This window comes from Micromonospora sp. SYSU B005, assembly GCF_055362685.1.
The window spans coordinates 978,197-996,534 of record NZ_JAXCFU010000001.1; the positions used below are offsets into that span (position 1 = coordinate 978,197).

At 72.0% G+C, this 18,338-nt stretch carries 16 protein-coding genes and 1 tRNA gene; 9 read left to right on the top strand and 8 right to left on the bottom strand.

The features are described 5' to 3' along the window. Nucleotides 1-17: 17 nt before the first annotated feature. Nucleotides 18-1,166, top strand: coding sequence for an ArsA family ATPase (gene bagB, locus SM452_RS04685; protein WP_355510960.1), 1,149 nt, complete (start codon nucleotides 18-20; stop codon nucleotides 1,164-1,166). A gap of 9 nt (nucleotides 1,167-1,175) precedes the next feature. Here bagB and SM452_RS04690 read toward each other — a convergent pair whose 3' ends face one another. After that, entirely contained in the window at nucleotides 1,176-1,496 is a 321-nt protein-coding gene (locus SM452_RS04690) for a WhiB family transcriptional regulator (protein WP_043327856.1), read from the bottom strand. A 402-nt stretch (nucleotides 1,497-1,898) separates the two neighbouring features. Between SM452_RS04690 and SM452_RS04695 the strand changes: the two genes are divergently transcribed. Further along, the gene (locus SM452_RS04695) at nucleotides 1,899-4,343 is read left to right on the top strand and encodes a transglycosylase domain-containing protein (RefSeq protein ID WP_463839392.1); all 2,445 of its coding nucleotides are present in this window, start codon (nucleotides 1,899-1,901) and stop codon (nucleotides 4,341-4,343) included. 76 nt (nucleotides 4,344-4,419) lie between these two features. On the opposite strand, the gene SM452_RS04700 is transcribed toward SM452_RS04695, so the two are convergent. Beyond that, complete coding sequence (locus SM452_RS04700) at nucleotides 4,420-4,875, bottom strand: GatB/YqeY domain-containing protein (RefSeq protein ID WP_091330623.1); 456 nt, start codon at nucleotides 4,873-4,875, stop codon at nucleotides 4,420-4,422. A 25-nt stretch (nucleotides 4,876-4,900) separates the two neighbouring features. Between SM452_RS04700 and SM452_RS04705 the strand changes: the two genes are divergently transcribed. From SM452_RS04705 to SM452_RS04720, 4 genes are all read left to right on the top strand, one after another. Beyond that, on the top strand, nucleotides 4,901-5,794 hold the full coding sequence (locus tag SM452_RS04705; RefSeq protein WP_350815437.1) for a metallophosphoesterase: 894 nt from the start codon (nucleotides 4,901-4,903) through the stop codon (nucleotides 5,792-5,794). Between the two features lie 130 nt (nucleotides 5,795-5,924). Continuing rightward, nucleotides 5,925-6,001, top strand: a tRNA-Pro gene (locus SM452_RS04710). Between the two features lie 82 nt (nucleotides 6,002-6,083). Beyond that, the gene (locus SM452_RS04715) at nucleotides 6,084-6,758 is read left to right on the top strand and encodes an HAD family hydrolase (protein ID WP_262013434.1); all 675 of its coding nucleotides are present in this window, start codon (nucleotides 6,084-6,086) and stop codon (nucleotides 6,756-6,758) included. 76 nt (nucleotides 6,759-6,834) lie between these two features. Beyond that, entirely contained in the window at nucleotides 6,835-7,938 is a 1,104-nt protein-coding gene (locus SM452_RS04720; RefSeq protein ID WP_262013435.1) for a calcium:cation antiporter, read from the top strand. 37 nt (nucleotides 7,939-7,975) lie between these two features. Here the strand turns inward: SM452_RS04720 and SM452_RS04725 are convergent, their stop codons facing one another. After that, nucleotides 7,976-8,449, bottom strand: coding sequence for a hypothetical protein (locus SM452_RS04725; RefSeq protein ID WP_463839343.1), 474 nt, complete (start codon nucleotides 8,447-8,449; stop codon nucleotides 7,976-7,978). 110 nt (nucleotides 8,450-8,559) lie between these two features. Between SM452_RS04725 and SM452_RS04730 the strand changes: the two genes are divergently transcribed. After that, the gene (locus SM452_RS04730) at nucleotides 8,560-9,846 is read left to right on the top strand and encodes an MFS transporter (RefSeq protein WP_262013437.1); all 1,287 of its coding nucleotides are present in this window, start codon (nucleotides 8,560-8,562) and stop codon (nucleotides 9,844-9,846) included. A 94-nt stretch (nucleotides 9,847-9,940) separates the two neighbouring features. Here SM452_RS04730 and SM452_RS04735 read toward each other — a convergent pair whose 3' ends face one another. From SM452_RS04735 to SM452_RS04755, 5 genes are all read right to left on the bottom strand, one after another. After that, nucleotides 9,941-11,683: a bifunctional metallophosphatase/5'-nucleotidase gene (locus SM452_RS04735; RefSeq protein ID WP_262013438.1), complete on the bottom strand. Its 1,743-nt coding sequence runs from the start codon at nucleotides 11,681-11,683 to the stop codon at nucleotides 9,941-9,943. A 465-nt stretch (nucleotides 11,684-12,148) separates the two neighbouring features. Continuing rightward, nucleotides 12,149-13,414, bottom strand: coding sequence for a hypothetical protein (locus SM452_RS04740; RefSeq protein WP_357209493.1), 1,266 nt, complete (start codon nucleotides 13,412-13,414; stop codon nucleotides 12,149-12,151). A gap of 1 nt (nucleotide 13,415) precedes the next feature. After that, complete coding sequence (locus SM452_RS04745) at nucleotides 13,416-13,928, bottom strand: SigE family RNA polymerase sigma factor (RefSeq protein WP_262013440.1); 513 nt, start codon at nucleotides 13,926-13,928, stop codon at nucleotides 13,416-13,418. 81 nt (nucleotides 13,929-14,009) lie between these two features. Beyond that, a complete protein-coding gene (locus SM452_RS04750) occupies nucleotides 14,010-14,624 on the bottom strand; it encodes a histone deacetylase (protein ID WP_463839344.1) in 615 nt (204 codons plus the stop codon). A gap of 12 nt (nucleotides 14,625-14,636) precedes the next feature. Further along, nucleotides 14,637-15,416 (bottom strand): phosphodiesterase, encoded by a 780-nt coding sequence (locus SM452_RS04755; protein WP_355510941.1) that lies wholly within the window; start codon nucleotides 15,414-15,416, stop codon nucleotides 14,637-14,639. Between the two features lie 178 nt (nucleotides 15,417-15,594). Between SM452_RS04755 and SM452_RS04760 the strand changes: the two genes are divergently transcribed. Together SM452_RS04760 and SM452_RS04765 are read left to right on the top strand one after the other, a co-directional pair. Then, nucleotides 15,595-17,052, top strand: coding sequence for a GGDEF domain-containing protein (locus SM452_RS04760; protein WP_355510938.1), 1,458 nt, complete (start codon nucleotides 15,595-15,597; stop codon nucleotides 17,050-17,052). Between the two features lie 79 nt (nucleotides 17,053-17,131). Next, complete coding sequence (locus SM452_RS04765) at nucleotides 17,132-18,316, top strand: M23 family metallopeptidase (RefSeq protein WP_463839345.1); 1,185 nt, start codon at nucleotides 17,132-17,134, stop codon at nucleotides 18,314-18,316. Nucleotides 18,317-18,338 lie beyond the last annotated feature (22 nt).

An 18,338-nucleotide genomic window follows, 5' to 3' on the forward strand; every position in this document is an offset into this window, starting at 1 on the left:
GGGACCGATACGCTCGATTGGTGCCTTCCGAAGACGCGGCGCCTCCGCTTGACGTCGACCAGATCCTCGCCGACGACGGCGTACGGATCGTGGTCTGCTGCGGGGCGGGCGGCGTGGGCAAGACGACCACCGCCGCGGCGCTGGCGCTGCGGGCGGCCGAACGGCACGGCCGGCGGACGGTGGTGCTCACCATCGACCCGGCCCGCCGGCTGGCCCAGTCGCTCGGCCTGACCGAGCTGGACAACACACCCCGGCAGGTCAAGGGCATCGACGTCGAGGCCAGCGGCGGCGAACTGCACGCCATGATGCTCGACATGAAGCGCACGTTCGACGACGTGGTGCTCCAGCACACCGACCCGGCGAAGGCCGCGGAGATCTTCGCGAACCCCTTCTACCAGGCCATGAGTTCCACCTTCGCCGGCACACAGGAGTACATGGCGATGGAGAAGCTGGGCCAGTTGCACGCCCGGGGCGAGTGGGACCTGATCGTGGTGGACACGCCGCCGTCGCGGTCCGCGCTCGACTTCCTGGACGCACCGGCCCGGCTGTCCCGGTTCCTCGACGGCCGGATGCTGCGGCTGCTGCTGGCTCCGGCACGCAGCGGCGGGCGGAGCATGTTCAGCCTGGTCACCGCCAGCTTCGGGATGTTCTCCAAGGTGGTGCAGAAGGTGATCGGCGCCCAGTTGCTCACCGACCTGTCCGGCTTCGTGGCCGCCCTCGACTCGATGTTCGGCGGGTTCCGGCAGCGCGCCGAGCAGACGTACCGGATCCTCCAGGCCCGGGAGACGGCGTTCCTGCTGGTCGCGGCGCCGGAGCCGGACGCGGTCCGGGAGGCCGCCTACTTCGCCGGCCGCCTGCGTGAGGAGCGGATGCCGCTGGCCGGGCTGGTACTCAACCGGGTGCACCGGCCGGCCGCGGACCTGTCCGCGGCGGAGAGCCTGGCCGCCGCGGAGCGGCTGGCCGGCCTGGGTGGGCACGAGGGCACCGTCGAGGTGTTGCGCGCGCACGCCGCGCTGGCCCAGCAGGCGGTGCGCGAGGAGCAGGTGGCGGCCCGGTTCACCGAGGCGTTCCCGGCGGTGCCGGCGGTGTCGGTGACGGCGCAACCCGCCGACGTGCACGACGTCGACGGGCTGCGGACGATCGGCGAGGCGATCAGCCGGAGCTGACCGGTGCGGTCAGGTGGCCGTGGTGACCAGGACCTTGTCCTTGCCGGCCTTCTCCTTGGCGTTCTTCTTCATGGCCGCCTCGAACATCTTGCGCCAGCTGGTGACCTGCGGGTGACGGCGCAGCAACGCCCGGCGCTCGCGCTCGGTCATGCCACCCCACACGCCGAACTCGATCCGGTTGTCGAGCGCGTCGGCCAGGCACTCGTACCGAACTGGGCAGCTCCGGCAGATCCTCTTCGCCACGTTCTGTTCGGCGCCCTGTACGAACAACGCGTCCGGGTCTCCGTTCTGACACGCCGCCAGTGACGGCCAGTCAGTGATCATGCCCATCTGTACACGTCCCCCCTTGCAGTACCTACCGACTTCGCGCGAGCAGCCCTCGTACTTCCCCCCGGTCGTTCGCCCCGGCCTCCCCAGGGCGGCACGAACGACACTGGCTGCGGTCGCCGCCACCATCATGCTGTGTAGTCGCCCGATTACGCAACGTTGTCGGCGAAATCCATCATTCCGGACACTCCCGGCTTCCCGGGCTTTCGCCCCGCGACTACCCCGCCCGACTACGTGAAAACGCTGCGCCGCTCCCGGAGTTCGGCGAGACTTCCGCCGGATCCCACGCAACCTCGGACCAGGGCTCGTGCGTTTAGCACAACGAGGCCGGCGCGTGCAGGAAATGGGGAAAGTTCCCCGCGCGCCCGCCGATTCCTACTCGCGTACCCTGTCGAGGTGACCTGGATGCGGAAACGTGACCACAACGTGCTGACCAACGCCGCATCGCTGCTGATCTGCGGCCTGTTGGCCGGAGTGGTGGTCGCTGCGGCGGCCTTCCCCGTGGCAGCGATGTCCGGACTGGCCGCCAAGGCCGGGGCGGAGACGTTCGAGGCGTTGCCCAAGGAGCTGACAGTCGCCCGGGCACCCCAGATCACCAAGCTGCTCGCGGCCGACGGCAAGACCGTGCTGGCCACGATGTACGACGAGAACCGCAAGGACGTCAAGCTCAAGGACATCTCGCCGTACATGCAGAAGGCCATCATCGCGGCCGAGGACCACGACTTCTACAAGCACAACGGCGTGGACATCAACGGTGTGGCGCGGGCCTTCGTCAACAACCAGGCCTCCGGCGCCTCCCGGCAGGGCGCGTCGACGCTCACCATGCAGTACGTCCGGCTGGCCATCTCCTACTCGGCCACGCACCCGGCCGACGTCGTCGCCGCGACCGAGGACACCAGCGGTCGCAAGCTGCGCGAGATGAGCCTGGCGCTCCAGGTCGACAAGGAGCTCTCCAAGGACGAGATCCTGGAGCGCTACCTGAACATCGCCGCGTTCGGCAACAGTGCGTACGGCATCTGGGCGGCCAGCCAGGTCTACTTCAACAAGCCGCCGAGCAAGCTCGACATCCAGGAGTCGGCGATGCTCGCCGGCATGGTGAAGGCCCCCACCGCGTTCGACCCGACCACCAAGGCGGGTTACCCGGAGGCGGTCGGCCGGCGCGACTACGTCATCCAGAACATGGTGCAGATCGGCGCGATCACCCAGCAGGAGGCGGACGCCGCCAGGAAGATCAAGCTCGAGGTCAGGGGCAAGCGCACCCCGAACGGCTGCACCCAGACCACCACCCGCTCCTGGGGCTTCTTCTGCGACTACCTCTACCGCTGGTGGCTCCAGCAGGAGACGTTCGGCGCCACCTCGTACGACCGTGAGCGGCGGCTCAAGAGCGGCGGCTACACGATCATCTCCACGCTGGACGTCCAGGCGCAGAAGGGCGCCGACAAGGCCGTCCGCAACAAGCTCGGCGAGAGCAGCAAGGCGGCCCGGATGGTGGCCGCCGTCGAACCGGGCACCGGCCGGGTCCGTGCCGTGGCGGTGAACCGGAACTTCAAGCTCGACGACCCGGCCGACCCGCAGAACAAGATTTCCAGCGACCCGAAGAAGGCCAAGAAGAAGATCCGGGGCAACTACCCCAACACGGTGAACCCGCTGGTCACCGGTGGTCCCGGCATCGCCGGCTACCAGGCCGGCTCGACCTTCAAGATCTTCACGCTGGTGGCCGCGCTGGAGAAGGGCTACCCGCTCAGCTACCCCATCAACGCGCAGCCGGTGTTCAAGTCGGACTACCCGGTCGAGTTCAACTCCCCCGCCGCCTGCCCGGGCACCAGCAAGTACTGCCCGAAGAACGCCAACCCCGCGATGGCCGGCATGCACAACATGTGGAGCGGCTTCGGCTTCTCGGTGAACACGTTCTTCATCGACCTGCAGCAGCGGGTCGGCGCGGAGAACGTGGTGAAGGCCGCGCAGAAGCTCGGCATCACGTTCCGCTCGTCGAGCGACGCGCAGCTCGCCGCCAACCCGCACCAGTGGGGCGCGTTCAGCCTCGGCGTCTCCCAGACCACGCCGCTGGAGCTGGCGAACGCGTACGCCACGCTCGCCGCCGACGGCAAGTACTGCGAGCCGATCCCGGTGCAGGAGATCCGCGGTCCGGACGGCGAGAAGCTGGACGTCGCCAACCCCCGCTGCGAGCAGCGGGTCAGCACCGAGGTGGCCCGCGCCGCCGTCGACGCCGCGCGCTGCCCGGTCGGTGACCGCTCCGCCACCACCAAGTGCGGCCCCGCCACCGCCGGCAACGTCCGCAACATCGTCGACGCGCCGGTGGCCGGCAAGTCCGGCACCACCGACTCCGACCGCACCTCGGCCCTGGTCGCGATGACCAAGCAGTACGCGGTGGCCGGCATCATGGCCGACCCGGACTGGCCGCAGACCAACCAGAAGATGGGCCACGACGAGACGCCACAGGGCATCAACCCGGCGGTCTACCAGACGCTGCGTGACGCCATGAAGGGCAAGGAGCGGAAGAACTTCACCCCGCCCAGCGGCAAGATCGTCCTGGGCGACCAGCGCTCCATCCCGGGCGTGAAGTGCGAGTCGATCGAGACCGCGAAGTCCCGGCTGAAGGGTGCCGGCTTCGAGCCGGTGGTCTCCAGCAACAAGGTGCCGTCGGAGTGCCCGGCCGGCACCGCGGCCGGCACCAGCCCCGACGGGCGCACCATCAAGGGCGGCGTGGTGATGATCGAGGTCAGCTCCGGCCAGGGCGGCACCCCGGAGCAGGGCGGCACCGCGACACCGGACCGGCCAGGTGGCCCCGGCGGACCGGGTAACGGCAGACCGGGACGACCCGGGAACTGATCCCGGACAGCAGACAGCGACGGCCGCCTCCTCCGGGAGGTGGCCGTCGTCGTTTCCGCGCTACGGGAGCGCCGGGTCAGAGACCGAGCTGGCGGCGTACCTCGGCGGCCACCCGACCACCCTCGGCCCGGCCGGCCACCGCGGCCTGGGCCGCCTTCATGGCCGGGCCCATCTGCGCCTTACCGGTGAAGCCGCCCGCGGCGAGCGCCCCCGAGACCAGCTCGGCCAGCTCCTCGTCGGAGAGCTGCTTGGGCAGGTAGCGCTCCAGCACCTCGCCCTCGGCGGTCTCCTTGCCGGCCTGCTCGGCGCGCCCCGCGTCGGCGAACGCCACCGCCGCCTCGCGGCGCTTCTTCGCCTCCTTGGTCAGCACGGCGAGCACCTCGTCGTCGCTGAGCTCGCGCTTTTCCCGGCCGGCGACCTCGGCGTTGCCCACGGCGGCCAGGGCCATCCGCAGCGTGGAGGTGGTCAGCTCGTCGCGCGCCTTGAGAGCGGCGCGCATGTCGGCGGTGAGACGGTCCTTCAGCGTGCTCATGGACGGTGAAACTACCCTGAACGCCATGCGAAAGCGCACACTATTCCGGCTCGCGGCCGGAACCGTCGCCGCCGGCGCGGCCACCCTGGCGTACGCGTCGCTCGTCGAGCGCAACATGTTCACCCTCCGCCGGTACGACGTGCCGGTGCTCCCGACCGACGCCGAACCGCTGCGGGTGCTGCACCTCTCCGACCTGCACATGATGCCCGGCCAGCGACGCAAGCAGGACTGGGTGGCCTCCCTGGCCGCACTCGACCCGGACCTGGTCGTGGTCACCGGCGACAACATGGCGCACCCCGAGTCGGTGCCGGGCGTGCTGCGCGCCCTGCAACCGCTGCTCGACCTGCCCGGCGCGTTCGTCTTCGGCTCCAACGACTACACCGGGCCGGTCCTGAAGAACCCCTTCACCTACTTCCTGCCCGACCGGGAGTACACCGAGGGTGTGCCGCTGCCGTACGAGGAGCTGCGCGACATCCTCACCGGCGCCGGCTGGGCCGACCTGAACAACGCCCGCACCACGCTCAAGGCCGGCGGGCGGGAGATCGAGCTGGCAGGCGTCGACGACCCCCACATCGAACGGGACGACTACGACGCCGTGGCCGGCCCGGTCAGCCGCGACGCGGCGCTGTCCATCGCGCTGTCGCACTCCCCCGAGCCGGTCGTGCTGGACCGGATGGCCGCCGACGGCTTCGGCCTGCTGCTGGCCGGGCACACCCACGGCGGCCAGGTCTGCGTGCCCGGGTACGGCGCGCTGGTGACCAACTGCGGACTGCCCCGCTCGATGGCGCGCGGGCTGCACCGCTGGCCCGGCTCGGACTCCTGGCTGCACGTCTCCGCCGGCCTCGGCACCCACCCCACCGCCCCGATCCGCTTCGCCTGCCCTCCGGAGGCCAGCATCCTCACCTTGATCCCCCGCTGACCCCCGGCAGATCTTGGTACGCGCCCGCCCTTCCCGGGGCCGATCCGTACCAAGATCTGCCGGGTACGCGGGGCGGGGGGTACCGAGTTTGACCGTGCGGGCGGGTGGGCTACTATTTGTCGGCACGCCTCGGGGTGTGGCGCAGCTTGGTAGCGCGCTTCGTTCGGGACGAAGAGGTCGTCGGTTCGAATCCGGCCACCCCGACCAGAGGTAAGAGGGCACATCCGATCCGTCGGATGTGCCCTCTGCGTTTCCCCGGCACCGGTCACCGTCGCAGTAGGATCCCGCCATGCCACGGCCGGTCGTCTTCGACCTCTTCCACACCCTGGTCCACGGCGCCGACGACGAGCGGGACCGCGTGGTCGGCGAGATGGCGCTCGTCGTCGGGGTGGATCCGGCGGCGCTCGTCGCCGCGTACCACGCGACCTGGCGGGACCGCCTCGTCCGCTGGAACGCGGCGGAGACCGTCCGCATCCTCGCCGAGCGCCTCGGTGGTTCGCCTACGGATGAGCAGGTGGCCCGCGCCGCCGCGCGCCGGCTGGCCCTCGCCCACCGGGTGCTGGGCCGCGTCTCGCCTGCCACGCTGGACGTGCTCGACGCGCTGCGCGAGCGCGGGCACCGGCTGGCCCTGATCAGCAACGCCACGTCGGAGACGGCCGAGGCGTGGCCGGGCGGACCGCTCGCCCGGCGTTTCGACGTCACGGTGTTCTCCTGCGAGGCCGGGCTGGCCAAGCCGGATCCGGCGATCTACCGCGCCGCCGCGCAGCGGCTGGGCGTCGCGCCGGCCGACTGCGTGTACGTGGGAGACGGCGCTGACGGCGAACTGGCCGGTGCGGCGGCGGTCGGCATGACGGTGCTCCGGACCACCGAACACCAGGACACCGATCCCGGCTGGATCGGACCGGTGATCGCGAACCTCCGTGACCTGTCCGCCCATCTGGAGCAGCCGGCCTCCACCGGATAGATCGACAGGACTGCCCGAAGCCACCCCGCCACGCGCGGTTGACCCCGCTGCCTGGCAAAGTATGCGCATGCCGCCGATGATCCGATCCCGCCTGACCGATTGGACCACCGTCGCGCCCCTGGTCGCGGTGCTCGTGCTCGTGATGACCTGGGGACGGGAGCTGCCCGGCCCGCTCATCTTCGTGGTGGCGGGCCTGCTCGCGGCGGCCGTACTGGCGGCTGTCCACCACGCCGAGGTGGTCGCGCACAAGGTCGGTGAGCCGTACGGGTCACTCGTGCTCGCGGTGGCGGTCACCGTGATCGAAGTCGGTCTGATCGTCACGCTGATGATCAGCGGCGGCGACAAGACACAGGCGCTGGCCCGGGACACCGTCTTCGCCGCCGTCATGATCACCTGCAACGGCATCCTCGGCCTGTCGCTGCTGCTCGGCGCGCTGCGGCGAAAGGTGGCGGTGTTCAATCCGGAGGGCACCGGCGGGGCGCTCGCCACGGTGGCCACGCTCGCCACGCTCAGCATGGTGGTGCCGACGTTCACCACGAGCCGGCCGGGCCCGGAGTTCTCCCCCGCGCAGCTCGCCTTCGCGGCGGTCGCCTCGCTCGCGCTCTACCTGCTGTTCGTCATGGTGCAGACCGGCCGGCACCGCGACTACTTCCTCCCGGTCACGCAGGAGGGCAGCATCCTCGCCGAGGACAAGACCGGCGACGGGCACGCCGAGCCGCCGTCCACCCGTACCGCGCTGGCCAGCCTGGCGCTGCTGGTGGTGGCGCTCGTCGCGGTGGTCGGCGACGCGAAGACGATCTCCCCGGCGATCGAGACGGCGGTCAGCGCGGCGAACCTGCCGCAGGCGTTCGTCGGCGTGGTCATCGCGCTGCTGGTGCTGCTGCCGGAGACGCTCGCCGCGGCCCGGGCGGCCCGGCGGGACCGGGTGCAGATCAGCCTCAACCTCGCGCTCGGCTCGGCAATGGCCAGCATCGGCCTGACCATTCCGGCCATCGCGATCGCCTCGATCTGGCTGGACGGGCCGCTGATGCTGGGCCTGGGCGGCACCCAGATGACGTTGCTGGCGCTGACCGCGGTGACGGCGGTGCTCACCGTCGTGCCGGGCCGGGCGACTGTGCTCCAGGGCGGCGTGCACCTGGTGCTGCTCGCCGCGTTCGTCTTCCTGGCCGCCAGCCCGTAAGCGGGCCCACTGCCGAGCCGCGCGCCGGCAAGAACCGTCAGTCGTGCATCTCCGTCCGCGCCACCTCGGCGAACGCGGCGGTCAGGTACTCGGCGAACGGCCGCCCGGTGACCGCCAGCAGGTCGGCCACCAGCAGCGGCGCGTGCCGGGCGATCGCCGCCGGGTCGGGCGGGTTCTCGTCGTCACCCGGGTCGTAGACGCCGAGCGCGCCGGCCAGCAGCACCAGCAGCACGTGCGGGTCGACGTCGGGCCACCAGGTCGCCGCCGACCGGACGCACTGTTCCAGCACCTGGCGTACGTCGTCGCCGTCCAGCCCGTCCGGGTGCCCCTCCTCCAGCAGCAGCCGGACCACGCCGCCGAGCACCAGCCCGGACCGGTCGGCGGCGGCCAGCCGCTCGACGGCCGGGGCGTACGCCTCGGCGTCGCGGGCCTGCGCGGCGGCCACCGCGTCGGTGGCCGTCTCGGCGATCTCGCGGGCCGGTGCGGGCAGGTGCCGCCAGGTCGTCGTCACCGGGTCAGCATGGCAGAGCACGTGTGCTCGCTCACCTTCCGGCCCGGCGACCGCGTGTGTAAGGGGTAAACGGGTCGCGGTCGTCGTACCCGCCGAACAGAATCCCTGCCATGCTGCGCCGCGCCCTGCCCGCCCGTCCCGAAGCCCGCCGGATCCTGCTCGGCACGTTGTTCTCCGCTGTCGGGCGCGGCCTCACCCTGCCGTTCCTGTTCATCTACCTCACCGACGTACGCGGCCTGACCGACACCCGGGCCGGGCTGGTGATCGGCTGGTTCGGCGCTGTCACGCTGGCTCTCTCGCCGCTGGCCGGCACGTTCATCGACCGGTTCGGCGCGCGCCGGGTGGTGCTGCCCTGCCTGGTGATCGAGGCGATCGGCACCGGCTCGCTGGCGCTCGTCGACTCGACCGCCTCGGCGTTCGGCGTGATGACGCTGATCGCCGTCGGCAGTTCGGCGATCTGGGCCGGGCAGAACACGATCCTCGCGTCGCTGACCGACGACGGCGAGCGGCAGCGCGTCTTCGGGCTCAACTTCGCGCTGCTCAACCTGGGTATCGGCACCGGCGGCCTGATCTCCGGCGCGGTGGTCGACGTGGCCCGTCCGATCACCTTCGAGGTGATCTACCTGCTGGACGCGGTGAGCTACCTGACCCCCGCGCTGATCCTGCTCACGCTGCCGCACGTCGGACGCCGCCCGGCCGTGGCCGCCGGCGCGAAGTCCGCCGACGGGAGGCCCGGCGGCTACCTCACGGTGCTGCGGGACCGGCCGTTCCGCCGCCTGGTCGTCTTCGGCCTGGTGCTCACCACCTGCGGGTACGCGCAGATCGAGGTGGGTTTCGCGGCGTACTCGGTCCGGGTGGTCGAGGTGACGCCCCGGGTGGTGGCGTGGGCGCTGGCCGCGAACACCGTGATGATCGTGCTCTCGCAGTTGCTGGTGATCCGGCGGCTGGAGGGGCGCAGCCGTACCCGTGCACTCGCCACCGTCGGTGCGGTCTTCGCCGGCGCGTGGCTGGTGCTCGGCGCGGCGGGCGTGGTGGGCAGCGGCAACGCGGTGCTCGCGGCGCTCGGCGTGGTGGCCTGCTCGGCCATCTTCGGGTTCGGCGAGACGATGCTGTCGCCGGTCATGCCCGCGATCACCAACGCGCTCGCCACCGACGAGCTGCGCGGCCGGTACAACGCGATGAGCTCGATGATCTTCGGGATCAGCGGCGTGGTCGGCCCGGTCACCGCCGGCCCGCTGATCGGCGCGGCGAACGGCCGGGTCTGGGTGGCGGTGGTGGTGGGCGGCTGCCTGGCCGCCTCGGTGCTCGCGCTGTCGCTGCGTCCGCTGCTCACCGCCGCACAGGACGGCCGCGTGACGGCCGCCGCGACGCCGGAGCCCGCGCGGGCGACGGCCTGACATCGAAGCCGGCGGCCTGGGACGAGGCGGGCAGCCCGACACGAACGGGCCCCGAAGCGAACGCTTCGGGGCCCGTCGGCGGTGCGGTCGGCCGTCAGCCGGCCGCGACCTCGGTGGTCGTGCGGATCCGGTCCAGCGCCGGCGGGGAGACCGGCGACTTCTCGGTCAGGTACGCGGTGAAGGCGTCCAGGTCGATCTGGCCGGTCACCGCGTTGGTGCCGCCGGTCAGGACGCTGAAGCCGTCGCCGCCACCGGCGAGGAAGTTGTTCACGGTGACCCGGTAGGTGGCGGTGTCGGTCACCGGGGTGCCGTTGATGGTGAGGCTGCCCCGGACCACGCGGGTGCCGGCGCACGGCGTGCCGGCCGGCGCGGTGGTGCCGTTGACGTCCACGACGTAGTTGACGGTCGAGGACGCGTAGAGCACACGCGCGACTGTGAACTGCTGCTCCAGCATGCAGTAGAGCTGCGCGCCGGTCAGGTCCAGCGTCACCAGGTTGTTGGCGAACGGCTGCACGGTGAACGCCTCGGCGTAGGTGACCGGGCCGGCGTCGAGGTCGGCGCGGACGCCACCGGGGTTCATGAACGCGGCGACCGCGTTCTGCTCGGTGTCGGTGGCGGCGAGCTGCGCGTCGGCGATCACGTTGCCGAGCGGCGACTCACCGGTCTGGTACGTCGGCTTGCCGTTGACGTCGACCCCGGTCTGGTACAGGTTCTCCTGGGTCTTGGTGATCGCGGCGGTGGTCTCGCCGACCACCCGGTCGGCCACCGGGCCGAGCGCGGTCTTGTACCGGTTGATCAGCTCGGTCGAGGCCGGGTCCTTCTCGACGTCCCGGGTGACCACCACGTTGTTCGCGGACGCGGTGACCACGTCGCGGGTACGCGGGTCGATCTTCAGGTCGATCTGGGTGACCAGGCGGCCGAACGAGCTGGCGCTGGTGACCAGCTTGCCGTTGATGTTGCAGTTGTACGCGGCGTGGGTGTGCCCGCTGACGATCACGTCGATGGACGGGTCCATCCGGTTGGCGATGTCGACGATCGGGCCGCTGAAGCCGGTGCAGTCGTTGATGCCGCCGCCGTTCTGCACGCCGCCCTCGTGCAGCAGCACGACGATGCTCTTGACCCCGAGCAGGCGCAGGATCTTGGCGTACTTGTTGGCGGTGTCGGCCTCGTCGGTGAACCGCAGGCCGGCGACGCCCTGCTGGCTGACGATGTTCGGGGTGCCCTCCAGGGTCATCCCGATGAAACCGATCGGGACACCCTTGACGATCTTGATGCCGAACGGCTGCATCAGCGGCAGGCCGGTGGAGGTCTTGAAGGCGTTCGCCGAGAGGTACGAGAACTTGGCGCCACCGAACGGGGTGCCGTCGGCGCAGCCGTCCACCGGGTGGCAGCCGCCGCGCTGCATGCGCAGCAGCTCGGCCGCGCCCTCGTCGAACTCGTGGTTGCCGACGCTCGCGAACTCCAGCCCGGCGAGGTTCATCTCCTCGATGGTGGGCTCGTCGTGGAACGCGGCGGACAGCAGCGGCGAGGCGCCGATCAGGTCACCGGCGGCGACGGTGACGGTGCCCTTGCCCTGCGCCTTGGCCTCGGCGCGCATCGACTTCAGGTGGCTGGCCAGGTATTCCGCGCCACCGGCCGGCTGGCCGTCGATGCTGCCGCTGGAACCGGTCGGCGGCTCCAGGTTGCCGTGGAAGTCGTTGATCGCGAGCAACTGGACGTCGACCGGCTTCGGGCGGGCCTCGGCCTGGTCGGGGGTGACGGCGACAGCGGTGAACGCGGTCGCGGCGAGTGCGGCCAGGCCGACGGCGGCCCGGCGTCGCATCCCGGTGACGGACATGGAACTCCTCGTGAGATGCCGGTATGTGGCGTCCGGGCGATGGTGCGCCCGGCGACCCTGGTCCGTGCCGTGACAGGTGTCGATCGCGGAGGGCGGTACTCGGGGGAACGCCGCCCCGCCGGGGTAGCTTCTCATCCACCGGCCGCCAGGTCGAACGGGGTGGCATCAGGAATCGTCGCTGTCTCGGGCGGCCCGTACCGGTCTGCCGGACGAGTCGGACATGACGGTCAGGTGAAATTCCGCGCGGCGCACGTGTCGATGCCCGCCGCCGTCGAAGGCGCCGGCTCCCAGGGACAGGGAGCCGGCGCCGACGCTCATGTCACGCGGAATTCGTTGCGCTGGCAACCGTCCTTGCCGGAATCACCTCCTGCCGGTCACCCATCGCGGACCGAACGGTCGTTCATGTACGACGGCTCGGCATATCGAGCGAACTGTCCGAACTCGACTCACTGCCGGGCGTGCCGGTCACCGGCACTGCCAGACGACCGGCCACTGCCGCCCGTTCTCGTCGACCGCCCCGCCGTAGATGCGTCCCGCGTCGTCGAAGAGGATTCCCCTCGTCAGGCCCTCGCCCGTCAGGCTCCTCGGTATCCGCCGCGCCGTCCCGTCCGGTTCGACCAGGAACCAGTCCTGCCGCGGCATCCAGACGAGCAGGCGCCCGTTCCGGTCGGTGGAGACGTTGTCGAGCCGGTGGGTGTCCAGACCGGCGAACACCGTGAGCCGGCCCGTCCGGACGTTCCACTGCGCCGGTGACGACTTCTCGGTACCGACGCCCCTGACGGTTCCGGCCAGCCAGTCGCCCTGCAACGCAGCGTCCCGGCGGAGATGCCAGCCGGGCGCGGCGGGCTGCACCAGAGTGCCGCCGTCCGGCCGGGAGATCCGGACGGCCGCCGTCTCCCCGGCGGGAGTCACGCTCTCGGTGACCGTGCCGTCGGGCGCCCAGCCGAGGAAGGCACCGAAGGGGTCCGTGACGACCCGGGGAGGAGTCTGCGCCGCGGCGTCCCACCGGACCAGTACCGCCTTCTCGCCGTTGCCGCCGGCGACTCCCAGGATCTCCCCGGCGGCGTCGACCGAGACCGGACGGACGTCCCGGTAGCCCTCGGGCAGGGGAAGGTTGCGCACCTGCCCGTCCCGATAGACCCAGGGCACGTCGGGCCGGCTCACGCCGTCCCACCGGTTGCCGACTGCCACACCCGCGGAGTTGATCGCGGTCACGGTGGCCTGGAACGCACGTGACAGCTCCACGAGACTCGCCTTCCCCCGGTCCCAGATCACCAGGTAGGTGCGGAAACCCGTCTTCCGCCAGTCCTCCGCCGAAGAGGTCCCCGCGAGGAACCGGCCGCTCGGGTCCACCGCGCCCAGGCTCGGGAAGTACGCTTCGTCCGGCGTGTCGTACTGCTCGGAGGTGCACTCGGCCGGACTCGTGCTCACCCGTACCCGCACCTGGTCCACGGTGGGCACGGCGCGGGTCTCGGTCGGGCCCGGGGACGGCCGGCCGACGATGTCGTCCATGCCCCGGTCGCGGCCGTCGCCGCCCAGCGCCACGGCGGACCCGAGCCCGATCGCGAGCACCGTGGCCGCCGCGAGGCCGACGGTGAGCCGGCGACGCCGCCGCTCGGCCCGGCGTACGGCGATCAGCACCGCACCCGGGTCGATCCGGCTCGGCGGAACCTCGACCCGGGTCAACTCCCGGCGGACGATCGCACCCGCCCGGTCCTCGTCCCAGGTCATGTCATCCTCCCGCTCGGTTGTCGGTGCAGGTCTCCAGGTCGAGCCGGCGGCGCAGCTTCGCGAGGCCGCGAGAGGTGTGGCTCTTGACGTTGCCGGTCGAGCAGTTGAGCAGGCTCGCCACCTCCGCGACGGGAAGGTCGCAGAGAAAACGGAGGGTCAGCACGGCCCGCTGGGCCGGTGGCAGGCCGGCCAGCAGATCCTGGACGCCGTCGCGTTCCTCGACGTCCGGCGGCGCGGCGGCCGGTCGTTCCGGCGCCTGCGGCAGCAGCCGGATCCGGAACCACCCGCGCCGGCGTTCGTCCAGATAGGTGTGGATGAGGATCCGCCTGACGTACGCGTCGGTGTCGTCCGCCGCGGCCGCCCGCCGCCAGTACCGGTAGAGCTTGGTCAGCGTCGTCTGCACGATGTCGTCCGCCAGGTGCGCGTCACCGCAGATCAGGTACGCGGTGCGGTGCAGCGCGGGAAGCCGTGCCCGCACGTACGCCACGTACTCGGTCTCGTCCTCGGCCCGCATGCCGCTCCTTCCCGGGACCCTACGGCTGATGGACGCGAGGGACGCCGAGGGCGGTTGCATCAGGACAAATCGCCACGGCCTTCAGTCGGCGGCGACCAGCCTGCGCAACGCCGGCCGGGTCCACCGCCCGGCGACCCCCGGCCGGCCCGCCAGGTAGCCGACGGTCTGCGCGGCGTCCCAGCCGTGCGCCTCGCGCAGCCCGCGCGCCAGCATCCCGAGGTAGACCGGGGCGGGCCGGGTCCACCGCACCTCCACCGCCCGGTGCGGCGCGGTGAACGTGAGCATCGGCAGGCCCTCGTGGACGCCGACGCGCAGCAGCGTTTCGTACCGGCCCGGCCCGAGCGTCGCCCGCCCGGTCTCGACCGCCGCGAGGATCCCGGCCAGGTCGGCGCCGGGCGGCCGGTACATCTCCTGCGCGGCGACGTCCGCGAACTGCTCGACTGTCACCAGGTAGCCGCGCGCCGCCGCCCGGCCGGGCAGCAGCGGATCGTAGAACGCCATGCCGCCGGTCCAGGCCCTCGACTCACCGGCGAAATAGACGCCGCCGGGGATCAGCACCGGAACCGTCCGGCGCGGTGGCCGGCGGTCCCGGCAGCCGGGGTACGTGCGCAGCCCGCCCGGTGGGCACCCGCCACGCAGGTACCAGTCGAGCCGCGCGGCGTGCAGGTTCGAGCCGTACGCGACGTACCAGAGCATCGGCGGCGCGGCTCAGAACCAGCAGGTGCGCCCGGCGGCGTGGCTGACCTGGACGGTGTGCGTCACGCAGCCGCCGTCGGCGATCAGGTGCAGCAGGAAGGCGGTCGGCTCGGCGACGAACCCCGGCTCCTCCTCCTCGGTCATGCTCAGGCTCACCTGGATCCAGGTGCTCGGCGCGGTGGTCAGCACCGTACCGGCGAACGCGCTGGTCACCTGGCGGTGCAGGTGACCCGCCGCGACGCGTACGACATGGGGGTGACGGCCGACCACGGCGGCGAGCGCGTCGGCGTCGGCGAGGCCCATCGCGTCCATGCCCGGCACGCCCACGGTGACCGGCGGATGGTGCAGGCACACGACGGCGGGCGCGTCGGCACGCCCGGCGAGCACCCCGTCCAGCCAGGCGAGCTGCTCGTCCCCGAGCCGCCCGCCGGGGCTGCCCGGGGTGAGCGAGTCGAGCACGACGAGCGTCGCGTCCGGCAGGTCGACGTGGTAGTGCGCCGAGAAGCCACCGGCCAGGTAGGGGGTGCCGCCGAACGTGTCGAGCAGCGACTCGCGGTCGTCGTGGTTGCCGGTCACCAGGTGAACAGGCAGCGGGAACGCGCCGACGATCTCGCGCAGGGCGAGGTATTCGTCCGGCCGGCCGTTGGCGGTGAGGTCACCGGTGATCACCACGCAGTCGGGCCGGGGCCGCAGCGCGAGCACCGTGCCGAGCGCCCGGTGCAGCCCGGACGCCGGGTCGGCCGCGAGCGGGCCGGTGGTCACGTGCGGGTCGCTGAGCTGGGCGATGAGCATCGGCCGCCTCCTCGGGTGCCCGGGCCCTCACGCTATCGCCGCACACCCTCCCCGCGCAGGCCCGCTTCTGCCCACAGGCTGCGTCCACAGCCTGTGGATAGCACATGTGTACGAAGGTCGGCGGCGGTTGCGCTGAGTACCCTTGATCGCGACCCGACCCCCTCCGAGCAGGAACGACGTGGACCACGAGCGAGTCCTCCGCGACGTCACGGTGCGCCTCCCCACGGCGTCGACCGTCCCGGAGGCGTGCCAGTGGACCGTCGCCGCGCTCGCCCGGCACACCCCGGCGACCGCCACCGTCCTGCTGCGCGTCCACGACCGTCTGCGCTGCGTCGCCGCGACCGGCGCCTGGCAGGTCTTCTCGCACGTGCCGGCCACCGCCGACGGCACCCCGCCGGGCCGCCACCGGCCCGAACCCTCGGTGGTACGGCGGGTCTACGCCTCCGGGATCACCGCCGCCGTGCCCGACGTCGGCGCCGACCCCGACTACCTCGAGGTCCGCCCGGACGTCACCGCCGAACTCTGCGTGCCGGTACGCGACCCGGACGGCCGCCCGATCGGCGTGCTCGACCTCCAGTGGAGCGAGCCGGTCGTGCTCGCCGCGTGGCGGGAGACAGCAGAGCTGGTGGCCGACCGCCTCGGCGGGCGGATCGCCGCGCTCGGCGGGCCGCCGGCCGAGAGCCGCAGCGAGAAGCTGTTGCGGCACGCCGCCGCGTTCACCGCCGCGCCGACGGACTGGGACCTGATGACCGCCGCGCTCGCCGCGGCCCGGGACGTGTCAGCTCTCTCCGCCGCCGTACTGGTGCTCACCGGCCGACGTGGCCCGCGCCTCGGCGCGCCCACCGGCACCCCGGGGGCGCTGGAGGCGCGCATCCGAGCCGAGCTGGACGAGGCCGGACCGGTAGCGCTGGACCGCATGATCGACCGGGCCCACCGGTACGGCTCGGCGTACACGCTGGGCGAGGCGGGCCACCCGCCCACCGAGGAGTACCTGCCGCTGACCCGGGCCGGCGCGCGCACGCTGGTGGCGGTGCCGGTCGGCACACCCGCCTCCGGTGGCGTGCTGCTCGTGGCCGACGAGCAGCGCCTGCGCCCCGACCCGACCACCGTCAACCTGATCGAGCTGCTCGCCGGGCAGGCGTGGACCTGCCTGGACCGGCTGCGTACGCTCGCCCGGCTGCGCGAGCAGGCCAGCTCGGACCCGCTCACCGGCCTGCGGCACACCGGGCCGTTCGGGCAGCGGATCGCCACCGCCACGCCGGGTCGTACCGCGCTGCTGGCGATCGACGTGGACGGGTTCAAGGACGTCAACGACACGTACGGCCACCAGGCCGGCGACCGGCTGCTGGTGGGTCTGGCACGGGCCCTCGAAGGCGCGTTGCGCCAGGGCGACGAGCTGTACCGGACCGGCGGCGACGAGTTCGTGGCGGTGATCGAGGTGAGCCGCCCGGAGGAGGCGGTCCGGATCGCCGAACGGCTCACCGAGGCGGCCCGCCGTACCGGCCGGACGATCAGCGTCGGCGTCGCCCTGCCGAGGCCCGGTGAGTCCCCCGAGCGCACCCTGCACCGCGCCGACCAGGCCCTCTACGCGGTGAAGCGCCACGGCCGGGACGGCGTACACCTCTCCGCCGCCTGACAAAACATAGACACATGTAAATTGTTCAGATATCGTCCGTCGGACACGCGTCAGCCTCTCGACCCCCCTGGGAGAGGACATGATCAAAACGCGACGCCGGCTCGGCACCGCCACCGCGATCCTGCTCGTCGCCGCAGTGATCGGCACCGTGCCGAACAGCGCCCAGGCCGCACCGGCCGACGACGTCACCACCGCCGTACGGCACAAACTTCTCGAAGAAGCCGCGGTCGCGGCCGACCAGGAGATCCGCGCCGCCGGCGTGGAGGACACCCGGGTGACTGTCACCCGCCGCGACGGCCGGGCCTGGGCCTTCGGCACCGCCGTGCTCGTCGCCCCGCGGGAGGAAGGGCTGTACCCGTCCGGCTGGATCTTCATCGCCCGGCAGCAGCGCGGCGACTGGCAGGTCGCCCTGGAGGGCGAGGCCACCTTCGCCGAACTGGCCGCTGCGGCGCCCGCGTCCGTCCTCGCCCGCGGCGAGCGGGACGCCTTCACCACCCTCGGCACGTTGTCCGCCAACGGGGACTACCGCACCGGTATGCGCCTGCCGTTCGCCCTCGGCCAGTCGTGGACCCTCAGGGGTGGCCCGCACGGCTGGTCCGGCTCCCCGCGACCGTTCAGCTCGATCGACCTGTTCGGCGGTGACCAGCGGGTGCTGGCCGTGCGGGCCGGCACCGCGTACACGATGTGCAAGGGCTGGGTCCGGGTGGTCCACGACCGGGGCTACACCACCGACTACTACCACCTCTGGAACAACATCGACGTCGACGGGGCGTCGGTCAGCGCGGGCACCTACCTCGGCGACACCGGCACCGACATCACCTGCGGCGGCTCCGCCAGCAGCCGGCACGTGCACCTGGGATTCCGGCAGAACGGCGCGTACGTGGCGATCGCCACCCACAACCTGGGCAAGTGGGTGCCGAGAGAGGGCAGCACGGCCTACGAGGGCTACGCGCTGCACGGCTCGAAGCGCGTCAACGTCGGCGGATCGCTGTACAACTACGGGGCGCTCGGCTTCACCGAGGGCATCGTCGACAGCTACGGCGGCACGTCGGTCAGCCGGCGGTCCGGGCCGGGCACCGGGTACGGGGTCGTCGGCTCGATCGCGGACGGCGCCACGGCGGCCGTCGCCTGCTCGTCGAGCGGCACCTCAGTGACCGGCCGCTGGGGCACCAGCACGCTGTGGAACAAGCTCACCGACGGCACCTGGATCCCGGACTCGTACCTGTACACCGGATCGGCCAACCCGGTGAACGGTTCGTGCTGACGCACCGCCCCGGTCGCCGCGA

Bases quoted from the DNA above. Each gene is read 5' to 3' on its own strand.
- SM452_RS04700 (WP_091330623.1), bottom strand. From the start codon at position 4,875: ATGAGCACGCTGAAGGACCGTCTCACCGCCGACATGCGCGCCGCTCTC.
- SM452_RS04690 (WP_043327856.1), bottom strand. From the start codon at position 1,496: ATGGGCATGATCACTGACTGGCCGTCACTGGCGGCGTGTCAGAACGGA.
- SM452_RS04730 (WP_262013437.1), top strand. From the start codon at position 8,560: ATGCTGCGCCGCGCCCTGCCCGCCCGTCCCGAAGCCCGCCGGATCCTG.
- SM452_RS04705 (WP_350815437.1), top strand. From the start codon at position 4,901: ATGCGAAAGCGCACACTATTCCGGCTCGCGGCCGGAACCGTCGCCGCC.
- SM452_RS04735 (WP_262013438.1), bottom strand. From the start codon at position 11,683: ATGTCCGTCACCGGGATGCGACGCCGGGCCGCCGTCGGCCTGGCCGCA.
- SM452_RS04695 (WP_463839392.1), top strand. From the start codon at position 1,899: ATGCGGAAACGTGACCACAACGTGCTGACCAACGCCGCATCGCTGCTG.
- SM452_RS04740 (WP_357209493.1), bottom strand. From the start codon at position 13,414: ATGACCTGGGACGAGGACCGGGCGGGTGCGATCGTCCGCCGGGAGTTG.
- SM452_RS04720 (WP_262013435.1), top strand. From the start codon at position 6,835: ATGATCCGATCCCGCCTGACCGATTGGACCACCGTCGCGCCCCTGGTC.
- SM452_RS04715 (WP_262013434.1), top strand. From the start codon at position 6,084: ATGCCACGGCCGGTCGTCTTCGACCTCTTCCACACCCTGGTCCACGGC.
- SM452_RS04750 (WP_463839344.1), bottom strand. From the start codon at position 14,624: ATGCTCTGGTACGTCGCGTACGGCTCGAACCTGCACGCCGCGCGGCTC.
- SM452_RS04745 (WP_262013440.1), bottom strand. From the start codon at position 13,928: ATGCGGGCCGAGGACGAGACCGAGTACGTGGCGTACGTGCGGGCACGG.
- SM452_RS04755 (WP_355510941.1), bottom strand. From the start codon at position 15,416: ATGCTCATCGCCCAGCTCAGCGACCCGCACGTGACCACCGGCCCGCTC.
- SM452_RS04765 (WP_463839345.1), top strand. From the start codon at position 17,132: ATGATCAAAACGCGACGCCGGCTCGGCACCGCCACCGCGATCCTGCTC.